Source organism: Vallitalea sediminicola, from assembly GCF_054408565.1.
The window spans coordinates 100,768-124,264 of sequence record NZ_BTPT01000069.1 but is presented as its reverse complement, the minus strand read 5'-3'; the positions used below and the strand labels follow the sequence as shown (position 1 = coordinate 124,264).

Here is a 23,497-nt window from a genome sequence, read left to right as displayed (position 1 = left end):
TGGTGTATAAACTTTTAATTGCAGATGATGAACCTAAAATTAGACGAGGATTAAGTAAACTAAAATGGGAAGAGATGGGGGTTGAAGTTGTAGGAGAAGCTGAAAATGGCAAGGTAGCTCTACAATTAGCAAAAGAAATCAGACCCGATATCATGTTTGTAGATATATGCATGCCTTTCATCGGAGGGTTAGAATTAATTACTCAGATAAAAGAAATCTTACCAAACTGTATAATAATAATCATATCAGGTTATGATGAATTTGAATATGCAAAAAAAGCACTAACTCTTAAGATATTTGATTATGTTCTAAAACCAGTAAATAGAAAAGAATTAATGGAAACGGTACAAAGAGCAATCGTTACTTTGAAACAAAACCTTAAAAATAATCAATATATCAATTGGGCTAAATATCAAGTTCACAATAATAAAAATACTATCCTACAGCAATTATTAAGCGATTGGTTGAAGGGAAAGATTTCAAGTGATAAGATATACAATCAATTCAATTTATTAAATATTGATTATAACAAAATAAATTTATTATTTTTAGTTAAGCCATTAGAAATTGAAAATAAGGATACAGTAAAATTAGAAAGGGATTTATTGAATTTTTGTCTAGAGAATATTTTACAAGAAATGTTAGATGAATATAAACAAGCATTGATATTTCACGAAAACGATGTTGTAGTAGTACTATTGCCCATGACCCAACAAGATGAGATTTTAAGCATTGAAAAAAATGTCAAGATTACCATTAGTAAATATCTAGGTAGAGAAGTTGTGACGCTTTATCAAAAGCTTAATGATGACTTTCTTGATTTACCAGATTATTATAAACGCTTATATAAACAACTTATCGCTAATATTGAATATACACCTATTGTTCAATTAGCTAAATGTTATATTGAAAAAAAATATTATGACCAAGATTTAAGTCTAATTGAAGTTTCGAAAGAACTTAATGTAAGTGCAGCTTATTTAAGTAGATTGATTAAAAAAGAAACAGGAATGTCTTTTAAAGAATATTTAACGAAAATACGCATCAATAAAGCAATTGATTTCATGAATAACCCAACAATAAAGTTATATGAGATTGCTGAGAATGTTGGATATAGTACTCAGCATTATTTCAGTTCAGCATTCAAAAAAATAACTGGGGTTTCACCTACTGTTTATAGACATGGGAAGGATGAAGGTATTTGAGAAAATTAAGATACAGTTATCATATTTTAGTATTGATACCAATAATCATAGTTGCTTTTTTTATTATTAATTCATTGACAAGTAATAGTTCTCAAGATCCTCAAATTGAGTATTTGATAGGAATGGCACACCCTAATCTTAGTGAAGAATGGCAGATAATTGTTAACGAACAAATGAAAAAGGAAGCAGATAAAATAGATAACCTTAGTGTTATATTTACTAATGCCGGTTCTAGCACATATAAACAGGTTAAAGATATAAATATGTTAATGGACTATGGTATTGATTTACTTATTATCACTGTAAATGATGCTAATGTTTTAGGTCCTTTATTAAGTGAGATAAATAAAAAGATTCCAGTAATTGTGTTGGATAGAGATGTTAGTAACTATGATTTTACTCTTTATATTGGTCCAGATTATTATTCATTAGGTAAAAAAGTAGGTGAAAGAGTAGTTAGTTTGCTTGGGAATAATGGGGGAAAAGTTGTTGAAATTAGAGGACCTATAGAAGAGCCTTCAGTAGTTGAACTAAGTCATGGATTCGATTATATCATTAATCAACATCCTAATATTAATATAATATCAAGTGTCTCATGTGAATGGTTAACTAGTCAATCTGAGGAAAGAATGAATCAATTACTGAAAAAAAAGAAAGATTTTGACATAGTATTTGCTCATAATAATGCCATGGCTCTAGGAGCTTATTATGCATCTAAAATAGAAGAATTAGATTTGAAATTTATTGGTATATCTGGCTTGATGTCTAATACGTATAAGTCTTATTTGGAAGAAGGAATTTTGAATACAACTTTCTTATGTCCTATAGGTGGAAAAGAAGCGATTGATTATGCTATAGATATCTTAAATGGGGAAACGGATATTCCAAGAAAGATTATACTTAATACAATACCAATAACCAAAGAAAATATGAATGGTATTGAAAATGAACCTATCAAGCGACAATCAATCAAACTTGGGTATATTGATTCTTATACTTCCAATAGTTTTAATTTAGAGAATACGTATACTACATTTGAGAAAGAAGATATTAAGTTGATATATAGAAATATCAATACTAATTTATCAATTAAAGAGCAACATGTTGAACAGATAGAAACTATGAAAAAACTTATTGATAATGATGTAGATATGATAGCTATATCACCTGTAGTTAGTTCAGGGTGGGATGATGTGCTTACTATAGCAAAACAAAAGAATACCCCTATAATATTATTAAATAACATGGTAAATTCAAAAGAGAATCTATGGACGACATATGTAGGCTCTGATTATTATGACCAAGGTAAATTAGCAGCTAGTTATTTGGTAAACAATATTTATAATAAAAATGATATAGTAATTGCTGAGATTAGAGGGCATAGTAAGTCAGCATCCACTATTCAGAGAACAGAAGGGTTTAGTCAGGTTATTAACGGTTACTCAAGGATTAATGTTAAGTATAGAGTAGATACAGATTTATCTTTTGATGAAGCCTATGAACAAATGGCAGATATATTGAATGATAATAAAGTCAATGTAGTATTTACACACGAAAAAGATATATCTTATGGTGCTCTGAAAGCAATAAAAGATAAGGGACTAACAACAGGAAAAGATGTGATTATGGTAACAACATGTAATTCTGTTGATACTTCAATAATTAATCACAAGATAAGCTGTTTAGTCCAATCTTACCCTGTTACTCAAAGCCAATTGATTAAGGTAGTTAGAGACTATATGAATGGTATATCGCCTAAAAAAGTTATAAGTAAAGATAAACTAGTTATAGAAGATAAATAATATTTCTTAATATACTTAAATACATTTTTTGTTTATTGCATATTAGGAAATATTATGATATATTTGTAGGTGACAAGACACTTGTAAAGTCATAAAAATTACTGACGATAAGAAAAGGTGATACTATGATAGAAGATTTGAAAACAAAATTAATTAAATTGAAGAAAGAGAAGAATGCAGTTATCTTGGCACATAATTACCAGCTTGATGAAGTACAAGAAGTTGCTGATTACATTGGAGATTCCTTGGCATTATCAAAAATAGCTATGAGTGTAAAAGAAGATATAATTGTGTTCTGCGGTGTTAAGTTCATGGCTGAAACGGCAAAGATACTTTCACCTGATAAAAAAGTGATACTTCCTGTTCTAGAAGCAGGATGTCCAATGGCTGATATGGTAACAGCTAAAAAGTTGTGTGACATAAAAAAAGATTATCCTGATGCTGCTGTAGTATGTTACGTTAATTCTTCGGCAGAAGTTAAAGCCCAGAGTGATATTTGCTGTACTTCATCTAATGCAATAAATGTTGTTAATAGCGTTAAAGCCAATCAAATATTATTTGTGCCAGATCAAAATTTAGGATCATATGTAGCAAAACAGATAAGAAATAAAGAAGTAATCATGTGGCAAGGATTTTGTATCGTACATAATAGAGTAACAATCCAAAATCTAGTACATATAAAAGGAAAATACCCATATGCTCCTTTATTGGTACATCCTGAATGTAGACCAGAGATTATAGAAGAAGCTGATTTTATTGGTAGTACTTCAGAGATAATAAGAAAAGTTAAGAATCTAAAAGATAAGAAAATCATTATAGGAACAGAAAGAGGTATTTTATATACGTTGAAAAAACAAAATCCTGATAAAGAATTTATATTATTATCAGATAAGTTGAATTGTATGAATATGAAGAAAACAACATTAAAAGATGTAATAACTTCTTTAGAAAGTGAAACTAATATTATTGAGGTTGATGAGAGAGTAAGAAAAAAAGCATATGATGCTCTAAAAAAAATGATTTTATTATAAATTGTAGGTGATAGAATGAGAGAATATTTAATTCCTTTTGATACAAATAGTACACCTAAAGAATATACGGACGTAGTCATAGTCGGTTGTGGGATAGCTGGATTATATACAGCCTTGATGTTACCTTCTGATATAGATGTTACAATTGTCGCTAAGGAACCTTATAAAGAAACAAATTCATATTTGGCTCAAGGAGGGATAGCTGCTCCTTGTGATAAGATTAATGATACAAAAGAAATGTTTTTTAATGATACTATGGTATGCGGTAGAGGCGAATCTGATGTGGAAGCAGTTAGTATACTTGTTAATGAAGCTATGGATAACATAATACAGCTAGAAAAACTAGGAGTTCTATTTGATAAAGATTGTAATGGATTCTTATTGGGAAAAGAAGGTGCTCATAGTGTATCAAGGATTATTAGAGCAGGAGATTCTACTGGGAAATCTGTTATGGAAGCTTTATATAATCTAGCAAAAAAAAGAAAAAATATAAATATTAGAGAAGATATATTTGTAATAGATATATTGACATATGATAATAAGAGTATAGGTATTCTCATATTGGATGATGGAAATGTAAAATCAATTTTTTCAAAATATACCATTGTCAATACAGGCGGAATAGGGAATTTGTTTGATCAAACCACTAATGCAAAAGGTATTAATGGAGATGGTATCGCTATGATGTTGCGTGCTAATGGAATTGTTAGGAATATGTCATATCTACAATTTCATCCCACTGTATTTTACAATAATAGTTCTTATAAGCAAAGTTTTCTTATATCAGAAGCAGTAAGAGGTGAAGGAGCTTTACTTTATAATGAAAGAGGAGAACGGTTTATGGAAAAAGTACATCCAATGAAAGAACTGGCTCCTAGAGATATAGTATCATTGGCTATAATGCAACAAATCAAAAAACAAATAACACCATGCGTATATTTAGATATAACTCATTGGAATGTAGAAGCTCTAAAATTACGTTTTCCAACGATTTTTGGATTTTGTCAAAGAAATAATATAAATATGGCAAAAGATTTAGTCCCAGTTGCTCCTAGGATGCATTATTTTATGGGTGGAATAAAGGTCGATATTAATGGTCAGACATCAATCAATAATTTGTATGCTTGTGGGGAATGTTCATGTTCAGGAGTTCATGGCAAAAATAGACTAGCCAGTAACTCACTATTGGAAGCCATAGTTTTTGGAAGAAGGGTAGCAAGCAACATCCAGAAAAAAATATATGATTTTATAGATACCAATAAGGATATTAGGATTATTAATGTTGATGGGTCATATAAAATTATGGAAGACGAGCATATTATATCAAAATGGATGGGTCAATATTTTGGTATTGATAGGACTGTAGCTAAGGTTAAGCAACTTGAAAATAAGGTTAATAAGGTTTTTTGTAATGCTAAAAAAACTAGTATTATTTGTAGGGAAGAAATTGAAAAAGTAAATATGATCTTAGTTATAAAAGCAATAATAAACGATGATCTAAACAAAAATATAACCAAGAAAATAAACTTGAATTAATAGGTGATACATGACAGGAGGATATAATGGTTTTACAGCAAAAAATTGATAAAATAATTATTTTAGCTTTAGAAGAAGATATGAATTATGGTGATATCACTACTGATACATTGATTAGTGATGACCAAAAAAGTAATGCTGTATTAGTTGCAAAAGAAGAAGGTATTGTTGCAGGATGTGAAGTGTTTTCAAGAGTTTTTAATCTAGTTGATAAAGAAGTTGAAATAAGATTTTCTACAAAAGATGGAGATAGCATTAAAGAGAAGGATATTATTGCAGAAATATCTGGTCCAACAAAAAGTATACTAAAATGTGAAAGAACTGCATTAAATATATTACAAAAGCTTTCTGGTATAGCTACAATGACTAATGGTCTTGTTAATGTTATAAATAAAATGTCAGTAAGAATTGTGGATACAAGGAAAACGACACCTGGTCTACGGACACTAGAAAAATATGCAGTGAGAGTAGGTGGGGGATATAATCATAGATTCAATTTATCTGATGCAGTTATGATTAAAGACAATCACATTAGAGCTGTAGGTAGTATAAAGAAAGCTATAAAAATTGCAAGAGAGAGTATTCCCCATACAATGAAAATTGAAGTTGAGGTTGAAAATCTTAAGCAGTTAAAAGAAGCTCTTAATGCACAAGCTGATATTATTATGTTAGATAATATGACGACAAGTATGATGAAAGAAGCTGTAATCATATCAAATGGTAAAGCTATTATTGAAGCGTCAGGCAATGTAAATATTAAAACTGTGAAAGAAATAGCAGAAACAGGTGTAGATATTATATCTGTTGGTTCAATTACTCATTCAGTAAAGGCATTGGACATTAGTTTGAAATTTAGATGAATATAATTTCTTTGAGTATAAAATTGATAGAACTAAATAATTGCTGATTCTATAGCAATTATTTAGTTCAACTTGCATAAATCTATAAAGTTACACCATTTTTGAAGATTGAAATTTCTTTTATACCATTTTTTTCACTGTTGACTTTTTCTCCTGAAGCAACACTAATTATATAAGTAATAAAATTTTCTAGAGCATTATCTATAGTCTGGTCATTAATCAATTCTCCTGCATTGAAATCAATCCAATGAGGTTTTTTATTATATAATTCTGAATTGGTAGCGACTTTTATAGTTGGTACAAAGCCACCGAATGGGGTTCCTCTTCCAGTTGTGAAAATTACCATTTGGCATCCACTAGCACCTAAAGCTGTTGTAGCTACTAAATCATTTCCAGGTGCAGATAGAATATTCAAACCAGATTTTTTAATCATATCTCCATAATTAAGGATATCAGTTATTAGAGCATTTCCACCTTTTTGAATACAACCTAGGGATTTATCTTCTAGGGTAGAAATGCCTCCTTTTTTATTACCAGGAGATGGATTTTCGTATATTGGTTGATTAAACCTTAAGTAATATTCTTTGTACTGATTTATTAATTTTACTAAATTATTGAAAGTTTCTTCATTAATTGCACGATTCATTAAAATGGTTTCTGCGCCAAACATTTCAGGTACTTCTGTTAATACAGTAGTACCACCATTTGCTACTAGAAAATCAGATATTTGACCAACTAATGGATTAGCTGTGATGCCAGAAAGTCCATCAGAACCACCACATTTTAAGCCAATAGTTAATTTGGATATTGGAAGTTCTAATCTTTCATCTTGTTTCATTGTTTCATATAATTCTTCTAATAGTTTAACCCCTTCGCTAATTTCATCATCAACATCTTGACATGTTAAAAACTTAACTCTGTTATTGTCATTAGGTAAGAACCTTTCCTTAAAGGATTCTATATTATTGTTCTCGCAACCAAGTCCTAATACAAGTACACCGCCTGCATTTGGGTGTACAGCTAAATCTCTTAAGATGTTAACTGTATTCTTATGATCTTCACCTAATTGAGAGCAACCAAAAGGATGTTTCCATATACAAATATCATCAATGCATAGATCATTAATACTTTTTTTGAATTTATTAACTATTAATTCGGCTGTTCCGTTTACACATCCTACTGTGGGGATTATCCAGAGTTCGTTTCTTATGCCGACTTTATTATTATATCTTTTATATCCTCTAAAAGTTTTGTTTTCTAATTTTTTATTTAGAGTTGATACTATTGGTTGATATGTATAATTTATAGTGCCTCCTAAATTAGTTTTTAGATTATCAATGTGTATATGAGTACCACTTTTAATATTTTTAGTTGCTTTTCCAATAGTGTACCCATATTTAATGATATCTTCTCCTTTTAGTAATGATTCAATTGAAATTTTATGGCCTTTTGGGATATTACTTTGCAGTGTAATATTCCACTCATCTTCATATAGATTTTTTCCTTTCGGCAAGTCTTTTAATGCTACTATTATATTATCTTTTTTGTTAATACGTATAAAATCTCTCATTATAGCACCTCTTTTATGGCTATATGCATTCCTTCTTTATCTATTATCTCTAGGTAATGAACTACTAATTTTTCTAAACCATCTATCTCAGTTAGATCAATATCCCAATAAGATTTATTTGATAAGATTGCAGCTGCAATAATTTCATAGGAAGCTTTTTGGATATTCCAAAGATTATTGAATTCTTCTATAATACTTTTATCGTCATTCAACCCAATAAGTTCTCCATTTATATTACCCTTGTAAAAATAAATTAAGCTGGCTAAAGAAAATATCAGCTTTTTAGGTAGTTCGTTTTGTTCTTTGATATATATTAATAAGGATGGTAATACTCTTGTTTTATATTTAGATATTGAGTTTAATGCTATACTTATTAAGTAATGATTGATGTAAGGATTTTTAAAACGATCAATTACTGCATTTGCAAAATCATATAATTCTGATTGGGGTAATGATAAAGTAGGTATGATTTCATTAAACATGATTTCTCTTACATATTGACCTATCAATTTATCCATAACACTATCTCTTACTGTTCTTAATCCATATAAATAAGATACAGGAACTAGTGAAGTATGAGCACCATTTAGTATTCTTACTTTTCTGGTTCTATATAAAGATATATCATCTACAAATTTTACATTTAATTTTACTGTATCAGCAGGGAATTCTTTTTTTATCCAACTTGGTGCTTCTATTACCCATAGATGAAAGTATTCACCTTCTACAACAAGCTTATCATTATATCCTAAATCCTCCGTAATTTCTTCAATCCTATCTTTAGGATAACCAGGTACGATACGATCAACGAGTGTGTTACAAAATTGATTATGATTAATAATCCAATCCTTGAAGTTATCATCTAGTTCCCATGTATCTATTAGTTTTAGGATGATTTCTTTTAGTTTGTCGCCGTTACGATCAATAAGTTCGCAGGGCATTATAATCATTCCTTTATTGATGTCTCCTTTAAAATATTGAAAACGATCATATAACCATCTTGTAAGCTTTCCTGGAAATGATTTTTGTATATTGGTATACTTATCTTCAGGTTCGAAATAAATGCCAGACTCTGTAGTATTGGATATAATAAAACGCATATCTTCATTTATTGCTGTTTCCAAATAATCATCAAAATCAGTATATGGATTAATGCCTCTGCTTATAGAAGAAATAATCTGATGTGAACTAATTTGTTTTCCTTTATTAATACCTTGTAAATATAACGTATATAATCCATCTTGTTCGTTAAGCATAGATATAAGACCTTGTTCTATAGGTTGGACAACTACTATAGATCCATTGAATATGTTTTCTTGATTCATCTTGTGTATAATCCAATCAGCAAATGCTCTTAAAAAATTACCTTCCCCAAACTGTAATACTCTCTCTGTATATTTTTTAGTGCTAATGACTTTTTTAGAAAGATTCATTAGTTGTTCCTCCTTTTTACTGGATGAATTTTATAATCATAAGAATCCATTTAAATATATTATAAAATGCAAAAGTAACAAATACAGCTTATATTTTGCTTGGTTGATTGATAAATACGCAAATATTGCTTTACTATATATATCTTATTCTATATACTTATGATAAGATTAATCATTCTTACTCATTATGGAATAATTATTATAAAGAATATAAGAAAAGGAATAATAGATGTGAATAATTTCGAGATACCTATTTTATTTGATGAAAAAATATTTTATGAATTTAAAGATAACAATAGATTTTTATCTTTATCTTACAATAAGATTGCTGGTAGTAAGAGAATGTTTGTTACTCATTTTCATCCATTTTATGAAGTTTATTACCTTAAGGAAGGAAGCGCTAATTATTTAATTGAAGGTGAACTATTAAGCGTTAAAGCTGGTGATGTTTTATTGATTAAACCTTATTTGTTACATAAAACACTTTATCCTAATAATTCTAATAATATAAGATATCTAATAAGTTTTAATAAGACTTATTTTAACTACCTGCCTGAAGATGATATTAGCTGGTTTTTACAAGTTTTTGGGCAATCTTATCCAATAATTAGATTAGATACAGAAACAAAGAGAAAATGGAATCAGAATCTGCAAATTATTAGGATGGAGGCAAAAGAAAAGAGAAATGGTTACAATTTTAGAATACATTCAATAATGCAGGAATTATTCCTCACGATTAAAAAGAATGGAAACTCTAAACCAACAATAAATAAAGATCTAACTACAACTGAACAAAAAATTCTTGAAGTAATAGGCTATATCCATAGTCATTATGAAGAAAAATTGAGCCTACAATTACTAGGAGAAAGATTCTATATTAGTTCTTACTATTTGTCTCATAGGTTTAAGTATATGACGAGTTATACTTTGATTGAATATATTCAACTGATACGTATAAAAAAAGCGCAAGAATTATTAGAAACAACTAAGTTAAGAACAATAGATATATGTGAAAATTGCGGATTCGGTAGCATATCACAATTCAATAGAGTATTTAAAAAAGTGTGCGGTATTTCACCTGGTAAATACAGAAGAAATAACGGGATGATATGATGGAAAATGTTAGGTTGTTATAATTTGAGAAACAAAGATATTTAAGGGGGCATACCATGAATAAACTATCAAAAGAATTATTTGAAAAGTGTCAGAAATATATTCTAGAGAATGGTAGAGAATTAGAACAACATCTATTCATAAATCATTTCATTGAACCTTGTGAACTAGATATTATTAAAGACTTGAAGGAATACCAAAATACGGACGGAGGTTTTGGTAATGGTTTAGAATCAGATTTTTCTTTACCCTATTCATCGGCTATGGCAACTTCTATCGGGCTTCGGTATCTGAGTAGATATGATAATCAAAAAGAAGCTGTTACAATAATTAAAAAGGCTATAGCATATCTAGAAGACACATATGTTCCTGAGCGTAAAGGTTGGTTTGCAGTACCTAGAGAAGTTAATGATTTTCCACATGCACCATGGTGGAATTATGACGAAGAAAAAGGAATGACGATTATTGATAAATACTGGGGGAATCCTTCTGCTGAACTTATCGGTTATTTATATAAGTACAGGGAATATGTTAATAGTTTAGAAGTGGATGATATACTGGAATATGCTATAAATAATATAAATGGCAAAGAAGTATACGAATCGCACCATGAGATTTATTGTTATTTAGTTTTGTATGCTACACTTCCAACAGAATCAGTAGATAAATTAGAGGGGACATTGGAAAAAGCGATAAGACAACTTGTTAATACTCAGGTTGATAAATGGGAAGATTATGTTCCAAAACCTCTAGATTTTATTAATGATCCAAATGAAACCTATGGTATTGATAAAGAAGCCATAAATACCAATTTAGATTATTATATAGACCGTATCATAAATGATAATATGATAATACCTAATTGGGCATGGAATAATTACGAAGAACAATGGGAGATAGCAAAAGTAGAGTGGACTGCACTTATTACCTTTAAAGTATTATGTACTTTGGACAAGTTCAATCGAATAGAAAAGTAAATTTTAAGATGAATATGAGGAGGCATTAAAATGTTATATGCGCCTGTAAATACCCTTCTTTTTTAAGTTCTAAAAAGAAGGGAGAAACAAAAAAATGAATAATCATTTTATAAAAACAGATACTCTAACAATAAAAGAAATTAATAAAATGGCAATACCCCTTATATTTAATTCTGTAATTGGTATGTTAATAGGACTTATTGATACAGCTATGATAGGAAGAATATCAATAGATGCTTTTGGAGCTGTTGGATTAATTAGCACAACTATTAATAGTATTACTGGTGTGTTAGGGGCTATAGCAATTGCATTTAATATAGCTGGAGCTAAAAACAAAGGTGAAAGAGATGCCAAAGAATTAATAGATAACTTTTTATCTGGTATCTTTACCAGTATATTCATAGGAGTATCAATATGGTTTGTATTATTGGGATTTGGAAATAGATTGCTTCAAGTGATTTTTGGATTACAGGATGTAATATTGCAAGAATCTGTTTCTTACATGAATCTATTTAGCATAACCATTTGTTTGAACATGATACTGTTTATGTTTTCATCATTATTTAAAATAATTAATACAACTAAATATTTGTTTGTTGGTAATATAACAGCAACAATAACTAATGTAATACTTAATTATATATTAATCTTCGGTAAATTAGGATTTGATCCTATGGGAGTTAGAGGAGCAGGTATTGCATCAGTTATATGGTACTAAATATAATGATATATATTAGTATCATATATATAAAGGAATTAGTAATAATTAAAGACATTTTATCAATTAATAAAATGATGAAAAAAGGGATCATTTTATTAAAAAATTCTTTAGCTTTGATGGGACAAGAAATATTGGAATCCACAATATTAGTAATATGTATTAATGCGATATTATCACGTATAGGAGTATTGGAATTATCTATTTATACATTGTTGTCAAGTGTTGTCAGTATTGTGTTAATGCCTATGTATTCTTATGCTTCGACAGCATTGACTCTTGTTAGTAAGAATTATGGCAAAAAACAGTTTGAAAAAATGTTTATAATACCTAAATTTTCATTGAAATTAGCTATGATATACTGTATCAGCATAGCTATCATATTAATAATTTCCAAAGAATATATAGTAATGTTAATAACAAATGATTATAACTTAATAAGTTATAGTCTTCAGTATTTTATAATTGCACTGTGTTCTTGTTTATTTAATATACCTAATAATATATATAAATATAGTTTACAAGGTATTGGAGATGATAAATGGGTGTTGCTTAATGCAGCAATAATTAATATTGTAGGCATTGGACTTATTTTGTTTTTAAGTACTATATTAAAAATGGGGATTTATGGAGTTTATATTGGGATGGCACTTAATTATATTATATTAAGTTTTAGTAATAGCTATCGATTTAACCATAGAATCGCGTTATATTCAGAAAAAAGTATATAAAAATTTATTTGTCCATACTATTGATTGTATCATATGTATGAACTACTTTATTAGTGAATGTTTAATATGACATACTGGTGTCATATTAAACATTGTATAATGGATGTAAGAAAACATATTAATCAAGGAGGATGTGTAATGAATTTTATAACTTTAACAAATGATAATATTGAAGATGAGCATATATGTTGTGCGATTTCAGATAAAAAATCAATTGAAGGATATAGAGCCAAGAAGAAGTGGTTAGCAGAACAGATTGAAGAAGGATATGTCTTTATTAAACTTGATGTTAGAGGTAAGGTATTTATTGAATACTGTCCTTCAGAGATTGCTTATTTGCCTCTAATAGCTAATGACTACATGGTTATTAATTGTTTTTGGGTATCAGGTAAATATAAAGGATGTGGCTATGGTAAAAAACTGTTGGATAAATGTATACAGGATAGCAGAGAAAAAGGGAAAAAGGGAGTAGTTGTGCTATGTAGCGATAAAAAAAGACCCTTTGTTTCAGATAAAAAGTTTTTTGTTAAACATGGTTTTCAGGTCATTGATACAGCACACCCCTATTTTGAATTACTATATCTACCTTTTGATGATAATGCTAATAAACCTAGATTTATTAGTACTGCAAAAGAAGGTATATGTGATGATAATGGTGGATTCAAAGTATATTACTCCAATCAATGTCCGTATATGAATTATTATATTAATCTACAAAGTAGTATTAGCCAAGAACATGGTATAAAATATGAGACAGTACTAATTGATAGTAAAGAAGAAGCAAAAAAATGTCCATCACCATTTACTATCTATTCGTTATTTTATAAAGGTGAATTTATAACCCAAGAATTAACAGCTGAGAAAAAGTTCACTAAAATTATTGAAGAACTAGAGGGTAAATAGAATGGAATTAGTACAAGCTAGAACAATTATAACTAAGACTAAAAAACCTGATTATTGGTTTGGATATGATTACAATATGAATATATATAGAGGCTGTAATCATGGGTGTATCTATTGTGATTCTAGAAGTGAATGTTATCATATTGAGAATTTTAATCAAGTAAAAGTTAAAGAAAATGCATTAGAAATTATTAGAGACCAATTAAGGAGAAAAGTCAAAACGGGAGTAATAGGTTGTGGAGGGATGAGTGACCCCTATAATCCTTATGAAAAGGATATGCTACTTACTAGAAATGCTTTAGAATTAATAAATGCATATGGTTTTGGTATAACAATAGCCACAAAAAGTTCTTTGATAACTAGAGATATAGATGTTATACAAGATATAAATCAACATTCGCCTGTATGTATGATGTTAACTATAACAACTGCTGATGATAGTTTAAGTAAGATAATTGAGCCTAATGTTAATGTATCGTCAAAAAGATTTGAGGCTTTAGCGACTCTAGCTGATAATGGTATATATACTGGAATTCTTTTAATGCCTGTATTACCCTTTATTAACGACACTGAAGAAAATATTATTTCAATTGTTGATAGGGCACATGAAGCAGGAGTAAAATTCATCTACCCTTATTTTGGTGTGACATTACGGCAGAATCAAAGGTGTTATTTCTATGATAAGTTAGATGAACATTTTCCAGGTATAAAAGAAAAATATATTAAACAGTATGGTAATAGGTATGGATGTAGAAGTAGAAATTATAAAAAGTTATGGAATGTATTTAACAAGTCTTGTAAGGATTATAATATATTATATAGGATGAGTGATATTATTAGTGCTTATAAAGCTAATTCTAGGCAGGTACAGCTTAGCTTATTTGATTATTGATTTATTATACTTAGACTTTTGCTAACAGTTATAGTAGAATTGATAGTATTAAGATGACAGTTGATTACCCTAAATTATTTTCTACATAGTATAAATTTATAGGGAGTAGTTATCATGCTACATTTTTCTAAGTATAAAAATTTAATATTAATTATTATTTATATTTTATTAGACCAGATTATCAAGTTATTAATAAATGTTTATTGGATTGATAATTATTATGATATAAATAGTAAAATGGCCTTTAAACCTATGTTAAATAAAGATTATTCATATGTGAATAGTACTTTTGGTATTGATATAAGTTTACAAATTCATATAATATTAATTATTTTAGTTCTATTGATATTAATTATAATCTACAAATATATATCAGCTAATAACCTTAACCTGAAAGTATTGGCTCAAGGATTAAGTCTATTAATTGCAGGATGTATTTGTTCTCTACTAGATAAAATATTATGGAGTGGAAGTTTGGATTATATATGTTTAAAAGGTTTACTCATATTGGATTTAAAAGATATTTATTTAATGATTGCAGAAATAATACTTATTATTTGGATAATCATTGAGCATGAATTAGTTACCAGATTAAAAATAAGGGATATTATTAAACATCTTAAAGAATCAATTATCAATACAAGATCAACTATACTTCATGATTATGTATTAAAAAATAAAATAAAAAAGTAATAAATTATATAATATAAGGGAGTTTACTAATATGAGATTATCACAATTACCCAATATAGGAAAAACGCTTGAAAAGGAGTTAAACGATATTGGTATACAAACAGCTGAAGAATTAAAAGCGATGGGTAGCATAGATGCAATAATTAGATTAAGTATACATGGTGACACATGTTACAACAAACTTTATGCTCTAGAAGGAGCAATCAGAGATGTTAGATGGCATCAATTACCCAAAGAATTAAGACAAGAATTAAAATGTAAATATGATGGAGTAAAAAAATAACATCATTTTGTAGTTTTTATAACCCGTAGTATTGACAAAAGTAAGGCATTTAATTATAATTTTATAATAGAAATGTATACCTCGTAAATGCGAGGATTTTTTTTTAATAGCTGAATGGAGGAAAAGGAAACAATGAAAAAGTACGGTTTAAATGAGCTTAGGAAAATGTATCTTGATTTTTTTGAAAATAAAAATCATCTAAAAATGAACAGTTTTCCATTAGTTCCTAAAAACGATAAAAGTTTGTTATTAATAAATGCAGGTATGACACCATTAAAACCTTATTTTACTGGTCAGGAAGTACCACCAAGTAAAAGAGTTACTACTTGTCAAAAATGTATTCGTACAGGTGATATTGAGAATGTAGGAAAAACTCAGAGACATGGTACTTTTTTTGAAATGCTTGGTAATTTCTCATTTGGTGATTATTTTAAAGAAGAAGCTATAGAGTGGGCATGGGAATTTGTTACAAAAGTACTTGAATTACCTGAAGATAAATTATTGGTATCAATTTATCTAGAAGATGATGAAGCAGAAAAAATTTGGCATGAAAAAATTGGTTTACCAAAAGATAGAATAATTAGATTAGGAAAAGAAGATAACTTCTGGGAGCACGGTACAGGTCCTTGTGGTCCATGTTCAGAGATTCATTATGATCGCGGGGAAGAGTATGGATGTGGTTCACCTGATTGTCAAGTAGGTTGCGATTGTGATAGATATATGGAATTCTGGAATCTAGTATTTACTCAATTTGAAAAAACGGAAGACGGTAAGTATATTCCACTTGATTTCCCTAATATTGATACGGGAATGGGACTTGAACGACTTGCCCTTTTAATGCAAGATGTTGATTCAATATTTGACGTTGATACAATACAAGCTCTATTGCAAAAAGTATGTGAAATGGCTAATATCAAATATAGAGAAGATCCACAAAAAGATATCTCGATAAGACTTATAACAGATCACATTCGTTCAGTGAGTTTTATGATTTCTGATGGTATTTTACCATCAAATGAAGGTAGAGGATATGTTCTTAGAAGATTACTAAGAAGAGCGGCAAGACACGGTAAACTTCTAGGTATAGAAGGCAAATTCTTAACTAAGTTATGTGAAACAGTTATAAAAGTTTCTAGAGATGCTTATCCTGAATTGCAAGAAAAGAAAGATTATATTACGAAAATTATTACTGTAGAAGAAGATAGATTCAATGAAACAATAGATCAAGGTCTAGGTATCTTAAAATCTTATATTGAAGAATTAGAAAAAGAAGGTAAAAAAGAGCTTTCAGGTGAGAAAGCCTTTAAATTATATGATACTTATGGTTTTCCTGTTGATTTAACAAAAGAAATTCTGGAAGAAAGTGAATTAGTTGTTGATGAAGATGGATTCAACCAAGAGATGGAAAAACAAAAAACAAGAGCTCGTGAAGCAAGATCAGAAAGTAATTATATGGGTGCAGAAGAAACGGTTTATAATAAATTAGATGCTTCAGTAGTATCAAATTTTATTGGATATGATAATTTGGAATACAGTTCTACAATCAAAGTTTTAACCAATGAACAAGATATTGTAGACGTATTACAAGAAGGATCTAAAGGAACTATATTTGTTGAAGAGACACCATTTTATGCTACTAGTGGTGGACAAGTAGCTGATGTTGGATATATGACAACTGCAACAGGTAAGTTTAAAGTTGAAGATGTAGTGAAGATAATGGGAAATAAGATAGGTCATGTAGGTGTAGTTGTAGAAGGAAGTCTTAAGGCTAATCAAGAAACAGCTTTAGTTGTTGATGAGATTAACCGTAAAGCAACTGCTAAGAATCATAGCGCAACTCACTTATTACAAAAAGCATTAAGAAATGTTTTGGGTAATCATGTTGAACAAGCTGGTTCACATGTAACTCATGATAAATTGCGTTTTGACTTTACACATTTTCAACCATTAACAGAAGATGAAATAAAACGAGTTGAAGATGAAGTTAACTTGAAAATAATGGAAGGACTTAGTATTACAACTAGGGAAATGTCCATTGATGAAGCAAAAAAATTAGGAGCTATGGCTTTGTTTGGAGAAAAATATGGTTCAAATGTAAGAGTGGTTAACATGGATGATTATAGTATTGAACTATGTGGTGGTACACATCTATCAAATACTTCAGAAGCTGGAACCTTCAAGATTATTTCAGAAACCGGGGTTGCTGCAGGTGTTAGAAGAATAGAGGCATTAACATCTAATAATGCTATCAACCACTATAAAAAACTAGAGTCATTAATAAAAGACTTCTCTAAACTACTTAAAGCTGAGCCTTCAATGTTAATTAAGAAAACAGAACAGCTAATTGAAGATAACAAGAAAGTTAAACAAGAGAATAAAAAATTAAAAGCAAAACTTTCAAAAGGTGCTGCTGATGATTTATTGAATAATGTTGTAGATATAGATGGAGTCAAGCTGTTAGCTGCAAATATTGAAGAACAAGATATGAATGGGCTAAGAACCCTTGGAGATAGCTTGAAACAGAAACTTGGTGAAGGCGTAATAGTATTAACAACATCTAAAGGCGATAAGGTTAGTTTGATTGTTATGGCAACTGATGAAGCTATCAAAAAAGGAGCTCACGCAGGAAACTTAATTAGAGAAGTAGCTAATGTTGTTGGTGGCGGTGGCGGTGGTCGTCCTAATATAGCACAAGCAGGAGGGAAAAATCCTGAAAAAATAACGGAAGCATTAGATAAAGCGAAAGATGTATTGAAAAACCAAATAAACTGAAATACTTGATTAAGTAGATGAAGCCTAGTATTAATATTAGATAAATATACTAGGCTTTACTAAATTATATAAGTGCTTCATTTGTATATTTCTAATAATATTCAACTTTAATCTTTGATATACTATTGAATTTTACTATACATAATGAAATGAAGGGATATCATGAAGAAGATAAGAAAAATTAGTGTAGTTATAATTTTTGTACTTGTACTTAGTGGTTGTTCTAATAGTTCATATATAGTTAAATATGAAAATGATAAAATTGCTTCAAGAATTAATGTAAATATAGCGAAAGATATGGTAGATAAACCTTTAGTTAATCATAAGATAAGCAATGTGACATTGACAGCTGTTGGAGATATAATGTTTCATAAATGGCAATTGTACAGAGGTTATAATGTATCCACTGATAGCTTTGATTTCGTTAATTCCTTTAGCTATGTTGAAGATTATCTAAAAGATTCTGATTATACAATTGGAAATCTTGAGACTACATTAGCCGGAAGATATAAGGGTAGAAATATTAGACCTGAAAATGCATATCAAGGTTACCATGGTTTTCCATGTTTTAATACTCCCGAAATATTAGCATACAATATGAAAAAGGCTGGTTTTGACTTAGTATCCACAGCAAATAACCATTCATTGGATAGTAAGGAAGAGGGGGTTATATCTACTTTGGATTTTTTAGATGAACAAGGAATAGCCCATGTAGGAACATATAGAAATGATGAAGAAGCAAAAAATGTATTTACCACTACTATAAAAGATATAAATTTTGCATTTTTAGCATACACATACGGGACTAATGGGTTCGATGTACCATTAGATAAGCCTTATCTAATAAATACGCTAGATATGTACGATAATGCCAAAATTGAGGAAATGCTTCAATCGGTTAGGAAAGCTGATGAATCAGGAGTTGATTTTGTTGTTGCAATAATGCATTTTGGTAATGAATATTTTGATTTTCCTAATTCCCATCAAAGAAAAATGGTTGATAAATTATTTGAAGCTGGTGCGGATATTATTATTGGAAGCCACCCTCATGTTTTACAACCATTAGAAATTAGAGAGATAGAGAATGCTGATGGAACTACAAGAAAATGTGTTGTTATATATTCATTAGGCAATTTTATATCATCGCAGAGATATACCAAGCAATATCCTTCACAAACTGATGTAAGTACTATTATGGGTATTAATTTTGAAAAGATAGATAATCACAAACCCAAAATGACGAGTATTTCTTTTGTTCCTACTTGTACATTTCGAAATTCACGAGAATTAGCAGTTTTACCAGTGGATGAGATTCTAGATAAAATGGAAGCTTATAATCTTGATATTAATGAATACGGTATGAATAGATTAAAATATGCAAGAGCTAATACAATTAAGCATTTATTAACTTATATAGATAAAGAATATATTTATAATAACTATAAGTACACTATCTCTTTAGATTAAGAGGAGTATAGGAAGTATTGATTAACAATATATACTATAATAACTATTAAGTTTTCAAAAAACATATTGACGTATTTCTATAATATGATATAATCTAATATAGTGCTAGATAATTAACACCCCAATAGTTGTGAGGTAAGGCACAAATTGCAACTGGAGGGAGGTAGGAGTTGGCTATGTCAAACATTGTTATTAAAGATAATGAAACCCTAGATAGTGCACTCAGAAGATTTAAAAGAAGTTGCGCAAAAGCAGGGATTATGCAGGAAATTCGTAAAAGAGAACATTATGAAAAACCTAGCGTAAAACGCAAAAAGAAATCTGAAGCTGCTAGAAAACGCAAATTCTAATTAAATTTAAAATTTGAGGATGATTTTATGTCATTAAAAGTTCAATTATTGCAGGATATGAAATCCGCAATGAAAGAAAAAAATACTTTACGTAAAAACACTATTCAGCTAGTCCGCTCAGCCATTCTTCAGGAAGAAAAAGACAATCACGTTGAATTATCTGATGATGATATTATTAATATAATATCTAGTCAGGTAAAGAAGAGAAAGTCAAGCCTTCCTGAATATGAAAAAAGTGGCCGAACTGATTTAGTTGATGACTTAAAAGTAGAAATTAACATTTTGATGTCTTATTTACCCAAACAGTTATCAGATGAAGAATTAATTTCAATAGTTAAGTCAACTATTGAAGAAGTTGGTGCTTCATCAATGAAAGAAATGGGTAAGATAATGTCTGCTATTATACCAAAAGTACAAGGTAAAGCAGATAATAAAAGGGTAAGCGAAATAATTAGAAGTATCTTAAAATAAAGCTGTTGATTTATCAACAGCTTTTTTAGTTGCTTTTTATTATGTATATTGAACTTATCCAGCTATTTAAATTTAACTTATAGAATATTAGATATACAATAAACATATTTATGTATAAAGGAGGGGAATATGAGTTGGAGGTTACCCTTCAACAAGTTGAGAGGATGAATGACAATTAAAAAAAGGAAAAATGAGAAAAACAATGATAAAAAATTTCATATAGCAGAAATGTTAGAAGTACCAAGAGATGTAGCGCTTGGTGATTCAATTATCACTCTTACTGGAAAACGAGAGATGCTTATTGAAAATTATAAAGGAATAGTAGAATATGATGAACAATTATTAAAAGTGAAAACTAAAAATGGAATAATAGAATTAGAAGGTAATCATTTCTTAATTACATATCTTACAGATGAAGAAATCAAGATAACTGGTCAAATCAAGAAAATCAAATATTAAGATTAAGTAAATCAAATAAAATAAAATTCGAAAAGGAAGAAGGGTGACATTTGCTTCTTGAAATATGGAAATATCTAAGAGGCTATGTTATTATAAATGTAAGTGGCTTTTCACCTGAGAGATTTATCAACCTATGTGCTAATAGAGGTATATATATATGGAACGTTAAAAGTGTTAATAATGGGTTTAATCTATATATTAGTGCAAAAGGATTTAAATTAATACGTCCCCTTGTCAAAAAAACAGGATGTAAGGTGAGAATAACCAGAAAAATAGGTTTGCCTTTTAGATTTCTGATCTTTAGGAAAAGAAAGATATTCCTATTTGGTATGATCATTTGTATGGCAATAGTCTTTTTGTTATCTTTATTTATATGGAAAATTGATATTGAAGGTAATTCTATGTATACAGATGAACATCTTATTAAATTTCTTAATACTCAATCACATTTTGTTGGGATGTGGAAAAAAGATGTTAAGTGTAGTGATTTGGAGAAAATACTACTTAAGAATTACGGTAATATTAATTGGGTAACTTGTGAAATGACAGGAACCAAATTATTTATTCAAATTGAAGAGGGTCGAAATAATATTGAGATAGAAGATCTAAGTAAACCTTGTGACATTCTGTCAAATACAAAAGGTGTTATTGTTTCTATAGTAACTAGAACAGGCTCTCCTATGGTAATTAAAGGAGATGTTGTTGAAGAAGGAGATGTACTGGTTTCAGGAACATTAGAAATAAAAGAACTCGAAGAGATTAAAGCAATTGAATTTACACATTCTGATGCTGATATTTATATGAAAACAATTTATCCTTATCATGATTCAGTTGATTTAAAGTATGTAAATAAGATATATACTAATAATAAGAAAAAAGATGATTCATTAAAAATATTAAATTTTAAAATAAATTTATTAAAACCTAGAATTAAATACAGTAAATATGATAAAATAACCACATGTGATGAAATTTGTTTGTTCGACAACTTTTATTTGCCAATAAGTATTGACAAAACTTCATATGAAGAATATAAATTAATAGAAGAAACTTATACAAATGAACAAGCAACCAATATAATAAATGAAAATATAACAAGGTATACGAAAAAACTAGAAGATTCTAATAAGCAAATAGTTAATAATGGAATTGAAATTGTCGAATCACCTGATAAGATAGTTGCAGATGGGATTATAGTAGTGATAGAAAAAATTGGCGAAAAAAAATACTTTGATGAAAATGAGCGGAGGCAAGGATATGAAGAATACTTTAGAAAAGACGATACAAATACCCCATGAAATAATAGTAAATGTATTTGGTAGATATGATAGTAATATTAAGATTATAGAAAATAAGTTAGGTGTTAACATCATAAATAGAGATAATGAAGTTAAAATAATTGGAGAAAATAAAGCTGTCAATATTGCAAATAGAGTAATTAAACAATTAATTGATACTGCAAATAAAAAAATAGAAATAACAGATCAAAATGTTAATTATACTTTGTCGTTATGTGAAAAACAAAAAGAAGAAGAAATGAGTAAATTAAATGATGATTTAATATGTGTAACACCAGGTGGTAAACACATAAGACCTAAGACATTGGGTCAAAAAAAATATATTGACCTAATTAGAAAAAAAATGATTGTATTTGGAATTGGTCCAGCGGGTACAGGTAAAACTTACTTAGCAATGGCTAATGCTATAACTGCATTTAAGAATAATGAAGTTAATAGGATTATTCTCACTAGACCAGCCATAGAAGCTGGTGAAAAATTAGGATTCTTGCCAGGTGATTTACAAAGTAAAATAGATCCATATTTAAGACCTTTATATGATGCACTATATGAGATTATGGGAGCAGATGCATTCTTAAAAAATATGGAGAAAGGCTTAATAGAAGTAGCCCCCTTGGCGTATATGAGAGGAAGAACCCTTGATAACAGTTTTATTGTATTGGATGAAGCACAGAACACTACTCCTGCTCAGATGAAAATGTTTTTAACAAGAATAGGATTCAATTCAAAAGCTGTTATTACAGGAGATGTAACACAAAAAGATTTACCAAGTGGTCAGAAATCTGGAATAGAAGTAGCATCTAAAATACTTATGAATATTAATGATATAGGAATAGCTAATCTAACTAGTAAAGATGTTGTAAGACATCCATTAGTTCAAAAAATAATAAATGCTTATGAAAATTACGAGAATAAAAACAATAAACGATAATA

22 protein-coding genes are annotated in these 23,497 nt (G+C 29.0%); 20 read left to right on the top strand and 2 right to left on the bottom strand.

All coding sequences use genetic code 11. The features are described 5' to 3' along the window. Positions 1–2: 2 nt before the first annotated feature. The 5 genes from ACX6CF_RS22470 (at position 3) to nadC (ending at position 6,434) form a co-directional block, all read left to right on the top strand. Positions 3–1,205: a response regulator transcription factor gene (locus ACX6CF_RS22470; protein WP_458787618.1), complete on the top strand. Its 1,203-nt coding sequence runs from the start codon at positions 3–5 to the stop codon at positions 1,203–1,205. Continuing rightward, positions 1,202–3,007: a substrate-binding domain-containing protein gene (locus ACX6CF_RS22465; protein ID WP_458787617.1), complete on the top strand. Its 1,806-nt coding sequence runs from the start codon at positions 1,202–1,204 to the stop codon at positions 3,005–3,007. The genes ACX6CF_RS22470 and ACX6CF_RS22465 overlap by 4 nt, the downstream gene beginning before the upstream one ends. A 125-nt stretch (positions 3,008–3,132) precedes the next feature. Beyond that, the gene (gene nadA / locus ACX6CF_RS22460) at positions 3,133–4,038 is read left to right on the top strand and encodes a quinolinate synthase NadA (protein ID WP_458787616.1); all 906 of its coding nucleotides are present in this window, start codon (positions 3,133–3,135) and stop codon (positions 4,036–4,038) included. A 15-nt stretch (positions 4,039–4,053) separates the two neighbouring features. After that, entirely contained in the window at positions 4,054–5,574 is a 1,521-nt protein-coding gene (locus tag ACX6CF_RS22455; RefSeq protein WP_458787615.1) for an L-aspartate oxidase, read from the top strand. A 26-nt stretch (positions 5,575–5,600) separates the two neighbouring features. Continuing rightward, positions 5,601–6,434, top strand: a complete 834-nt coding sequence (nadC, locus tag ACX6CF_RS22450) for a carboxylating nicotinate-nucleotide diphosphorylase (protein ID WP_458787614.1) — start codon at positions 5,601–5,603, stop codon at positions 6,432–6,434. An 82-nt stretch (positions 6,435–6,516) separates the two neighbouring features. Here the strand turns inward: nadC and ACX6CF_RS22445 are convergent, their stop codons facing one another. Both ACX6CF_RS22445 and ACX6CF_RS22440 read right to left on the bottom strand, forming a co-directional pair. Continuing rightward, positions 6,517–8,004 (bottom strand): UxaA family hydrolase, encoded by a 1,488-nt coding sequence (locus ACX6CF_RS22445; protein ID WP_458787613.1) that lies wholly within the window; start codon positions 8,002–8,004, stop codon positions 6,517–6,519. Next, complete coding sequence (locus ACX6CF_RS22440; RefSeq protein WP_458787612.1) at positions 8,004–9,437, bottom strand: tagaturonate reductase; 1,434 nt, start codon at positions 9,435–9,437, stop codon at positions 8,004–8,006. Before ACX6CF_RS22440 ends, ACX6CF_RS22445 begins: the two co-directional genes overlap by 1 nt. 231 nt (positions 9,438–9,668) lie before the next feature. Here ACX6CF_RS22440 and ACX6CF_RS22435 point away from each other — a divergent pair, with 231 nt between their 5' ends. The 15 genes from ACX6CF_RS22435 to ACX6CF_RS22365 all read left to right on the top strand — a co-directional run bounded on the left by ACX6CF_RS22435 (position 9,669) and on the right by ACX6CF_RS22365 (position 23,495). Further along, entirely contained in the window at positions 9,669–10,550 is an 882-nt protein-coding gene (locus tag ACX6CF_RS22435) for a helix-turn-helix domain-containing protein (RefSeq protein ID WP_458787611.1), read from the top strand. A 56-nt stretch (positions 10,551–10,606) separates the two neighbouring features. Then, entirely contained in the window at positions 10,607–11,527 is a 921-nt protein-coding gene (locus ACX6CF_RS22430; RefSeq protein ID WP_458787610.1) for a hypothetical protein, read from the top strand. 94 nt (positions 11,528–11,621) lie between these two features. Beyond that, complete coding sequence (locus ACX6CF_RS22425) at positions 11,622–12,245, top strand: MATE family efflux transporter (protein WP_458787609.1); 624 nt, start codon at positions 11,622–11,624, stop codon at positions 12,243–12,245. Positions 12,246–12,250: 5 nt separating this feature from the next. Beyond that, positions 12,251–12,976: an MATE family efflux transporter gene (locus ACX6CF_RS22420; protein ID WP_458787608.1), complete on the top strand. Its 726-nt coding sequence runs from the start codon at positions 12,251–12,253 to the stop codon at positions 12,974–12,976. Positions 12,977–13,114: 138 nt separating this feature from the next. Further along, positions 13,115–13,879, top strand: a complete 765-nt coding sequence (locus ACX6CF_RS22415; protein ID WP_458787607.1) for a GNAT family N-acetyltransferase — start codon at positions 13,115–13,117, stop codon at positions 13,877–13,879. A gap of 1 nt (position 13,880) precedes the next feature. Continuing rightward, complete coding sequence (locus tag ACX6CF_RS22410) at positions 13,881–14,771, top strand: radical SAM protein (RefSeq protein WP_458787606.1); 891 nt, start codon at positions 13,881–13,883, stop codon at positions 14,769–14,771. Positions 14,772–14,885: 114 nt separating this feature from the next. Continuing rightward, positions 14,886–15,464 carry a signal peptidase II gene (locus ACX6CF_RS22405; RefSeq protein ID WP_458787605.1) on the top strand — a complete coding sequence of 193 codons (579 nt, stop codon included), beginning with the start codon at positions 14,886–14,888 and terminating at the stop codon, positions 15,462–15,464. 31 nt (positions 15,465–15,495) lie between these two features. Then, positions 15,496–15,747 (top strand): TfoX/Sxy family protein, encoded by a 252-nt coding sequence (locus ACX6CF_RS22400; protein WP_458787604.1) that lies wholly within the window; start codon positions 15,496–15,498, stop codon positions 15,745–15,747. 132 nt (positions 15,748–15,879) lie between these two features. Beyond that, a complete protein-coding gene (alaS, locus tag ACX6CF_RS22395; RefSeq protein WP_458787603.1) occupies positions 15,880–18,519 on the top strand; it encodes an alanine--tRNA ligase in 2,640 nt (879 codons plus the stop codon). 162 nt (positions 18,520–18,681) lie between these two features. Next, positions 18,682–19,986, top strand: coding sequence for a CapA family protein (locus tag ACX6CF_RS22390; RefSeq protein ID WP_458787602.1), 1,305 nt, complete (start codon positions 18,682–18,684; stop codon positions 19,984–19,986). A 176-nt stretch (positions 19,987–20,162) separates the two neighbouring features. Beyond that, the gene (gene rpsU / locus ACX6CF_RS22385) at positions 20,163–20,336 is read left to right on the top strand and encodes a 30S ribosomal protein S21 (RefSeq protein WP_212694222.1); all 174 of its coding nucleotides are present in this window, start codon (positions 20,163–20,165) and stop codon (positions 20,334–20,336) included. Positions 20,337–20,363: 27 nt separating this feature from the next. Beyond that, positions 20,364–20,807 (top strand): GatB/YqeY domain-containing protein, encoded by a 444-nt coding sequence (locus ACX6CF_RS22380; protein WP_458787601.1) that lies wholly within the window; start codon positions 20,364–20,366, stop codon positions 20,805–20,807. Positions 20,808–20,975: 168 nt separating this feature from the next. After that, positions 20,976–21,266, top strand: coding sequence for a YabP/YqfC family sporulation protein (locus tag ACX6CF_RS22375; protein WP_458787600.1), 291 nt, complete (start codon positions 20,976–20,978; stop codon positions 21,264–21,266). A gap of 50 nt (positions 21,267–21,316) precedes the next feature. Continuing rightward, positions 21,317–22,564: a sporulation protein YqfD gene (gene yqfD, locus ACX6CF_RS22370; protein WP_458787599.1), complete on the top strand. Its 1,248-nt coding sequence runs from the start codon at positions 21,317–21,319 to the stop codon at positions 22,562–22,564. Continuing rightward, a complete protein-coding gene (locus tag ACX6CF_RS22365; RefSeq protein ID WP_458787598.1) occupies positions 22,524–23,495 on the top strand; it encodes a PhoH family protein in 972 nt (323 codons plus the stop codon). Before yqfD ends, ACX6CF_RS22365 begins: the two co-directional genes overlap by 41 nt. The last annotated feature ends 2 nt before the right edge of the window (positions 23,496–23,497 follow it).

What these genes read in the sequence shown, in the direction of transcription:
- alaS (WP_458787603.1), top strand. Translation starts at nt 15,880, where the DNA reads ATGAAAAAGTACGGTTTAAATGAGCTTAGGAAAATGTATCTTGATTTT.
- ACX6CF_RS22440 (WP_458787612.1), bottom strand. Translation starts at nt 9,437, where the DNA reads ATGAATCTTTCTAAAAAAGTCATTAGCACTAAAAAATATACAGAGAGA.
- ACX6CF_RS22415 (WP_458787607.1), top strand. Translation starts at nt 13,115, where the DNA reads ATGAATTTTATAACTTTAACAAATGATAATATTGAAGATGAGCATATA.
- ACX6CF_RS22365 (WP_458787598.1), top strand. Translation starts at nt 22,524, where the DNA reads ATGAAGAATACTTTAGAAAAGACGATACAAATACCCCATGAAATAATA.
- ACX6CF_RS22425 (WP_458787609.1), top strand. Translation starts at nt 11,622, where the DNA reads ATGAATAATCATTTTATAAAAACAGATACTCTAACAATAAAAGAAATT.
- nadA (WP_458787616.1), top strand. Translation starts at nt 3,133, where the DNA reads ATGATAGAAGATTTGAAAACAAAATTAATTAAATTGAAGAAAGAGAAG.
- ACX6CF_RS22390 (WP_458787602.1), top strand. Translation starts at nt 18,682, where the DNA reads ATGAAGAAGATAAGAAAAATTAGTGTAGTTATAATTTTTGTACTTGTA.
- rpsU (WP_212694222.1), top strand. Translation starts at nt 20,163, where the DNA reads ATGTCAAACATTGTTATTAAAGATAATGAAACCCTAGATAGTGCACTC.
- ACX6CF_RS22430 (WP_458787610.1), top strand. Translation starts at nt 10,607, where the DNA reads ATGAATAAACTATCAAAAGAATTATTTGAAAAGTGTCAGAAATATATT.
- ACX6CF_RS22445 (WP_458787613.1), bottom strand. Translation starts at nt 8,004, where the DNA reads ATGAGAGATTTTATACGTATTAACAAAAAAGATAATATAATAGTAGCA.
- ACX6CF_RS22380 (WP_458787601.1), top strand. Translation starts at nt 20,364, where the DNA reads ATGTCATTAAAAGTTCAATTATTGCAGGATATGAAATCCGCAATGAAA.
- nadC (WP_458787614.1), top strand. Translation starts at nt 5,601, where the DNA reads ATGGTTTTACAGCAAAAAATTGATAAAATAATTATTTTAGCTTTAGAA.
- ACX6CF_RS22410 (WP_458787606.1), top strand. Translation starts at nt 13,881, where the DNA reads ATGGAATTAGTACAAGCTAGAACAATTATAACTAAGACTAAAAAACCT.
- ACX6CF_RS22420 (WP_458787608.1), top strand. Translation starts at nt 12,251, where the DNA reads ATGATATATATTAGTATCATATATATAAAGGAATTAGTAATAATTAAA.
- ACX6CF_RS22405 (WP_458787605.1), top strand. Translation starts at nt 14,886, where the DNA reads ATGCTACATTTTTCTAAGTATAAAAATTTAATATTAATTATTATTTAT.
- ACX6CF_RS22375 (WP_458787600.1), top strand. Translation starts at nt 20,976, where the DNA reads ATGACAATTAAAAAAAGGAAAAATGAGAAAAACAATGATAAAAAATTT.
- ACX6CF_RS22455 (WP_458787615.1), top strand. Translation starts at nt 4,054, where the DNA reads ATGAGAGAATATTTAATTCCTTTTGATACAAATAGTACACCTAAAGAA.
- ACX6CF_RS22400 (WP_458787604.1), top strand. Translation starts at nt 15,496, where the DNA reads ATGAGATTATCACAATTACCCAATATAGGAAAAACGCTTGAAAAGGAG.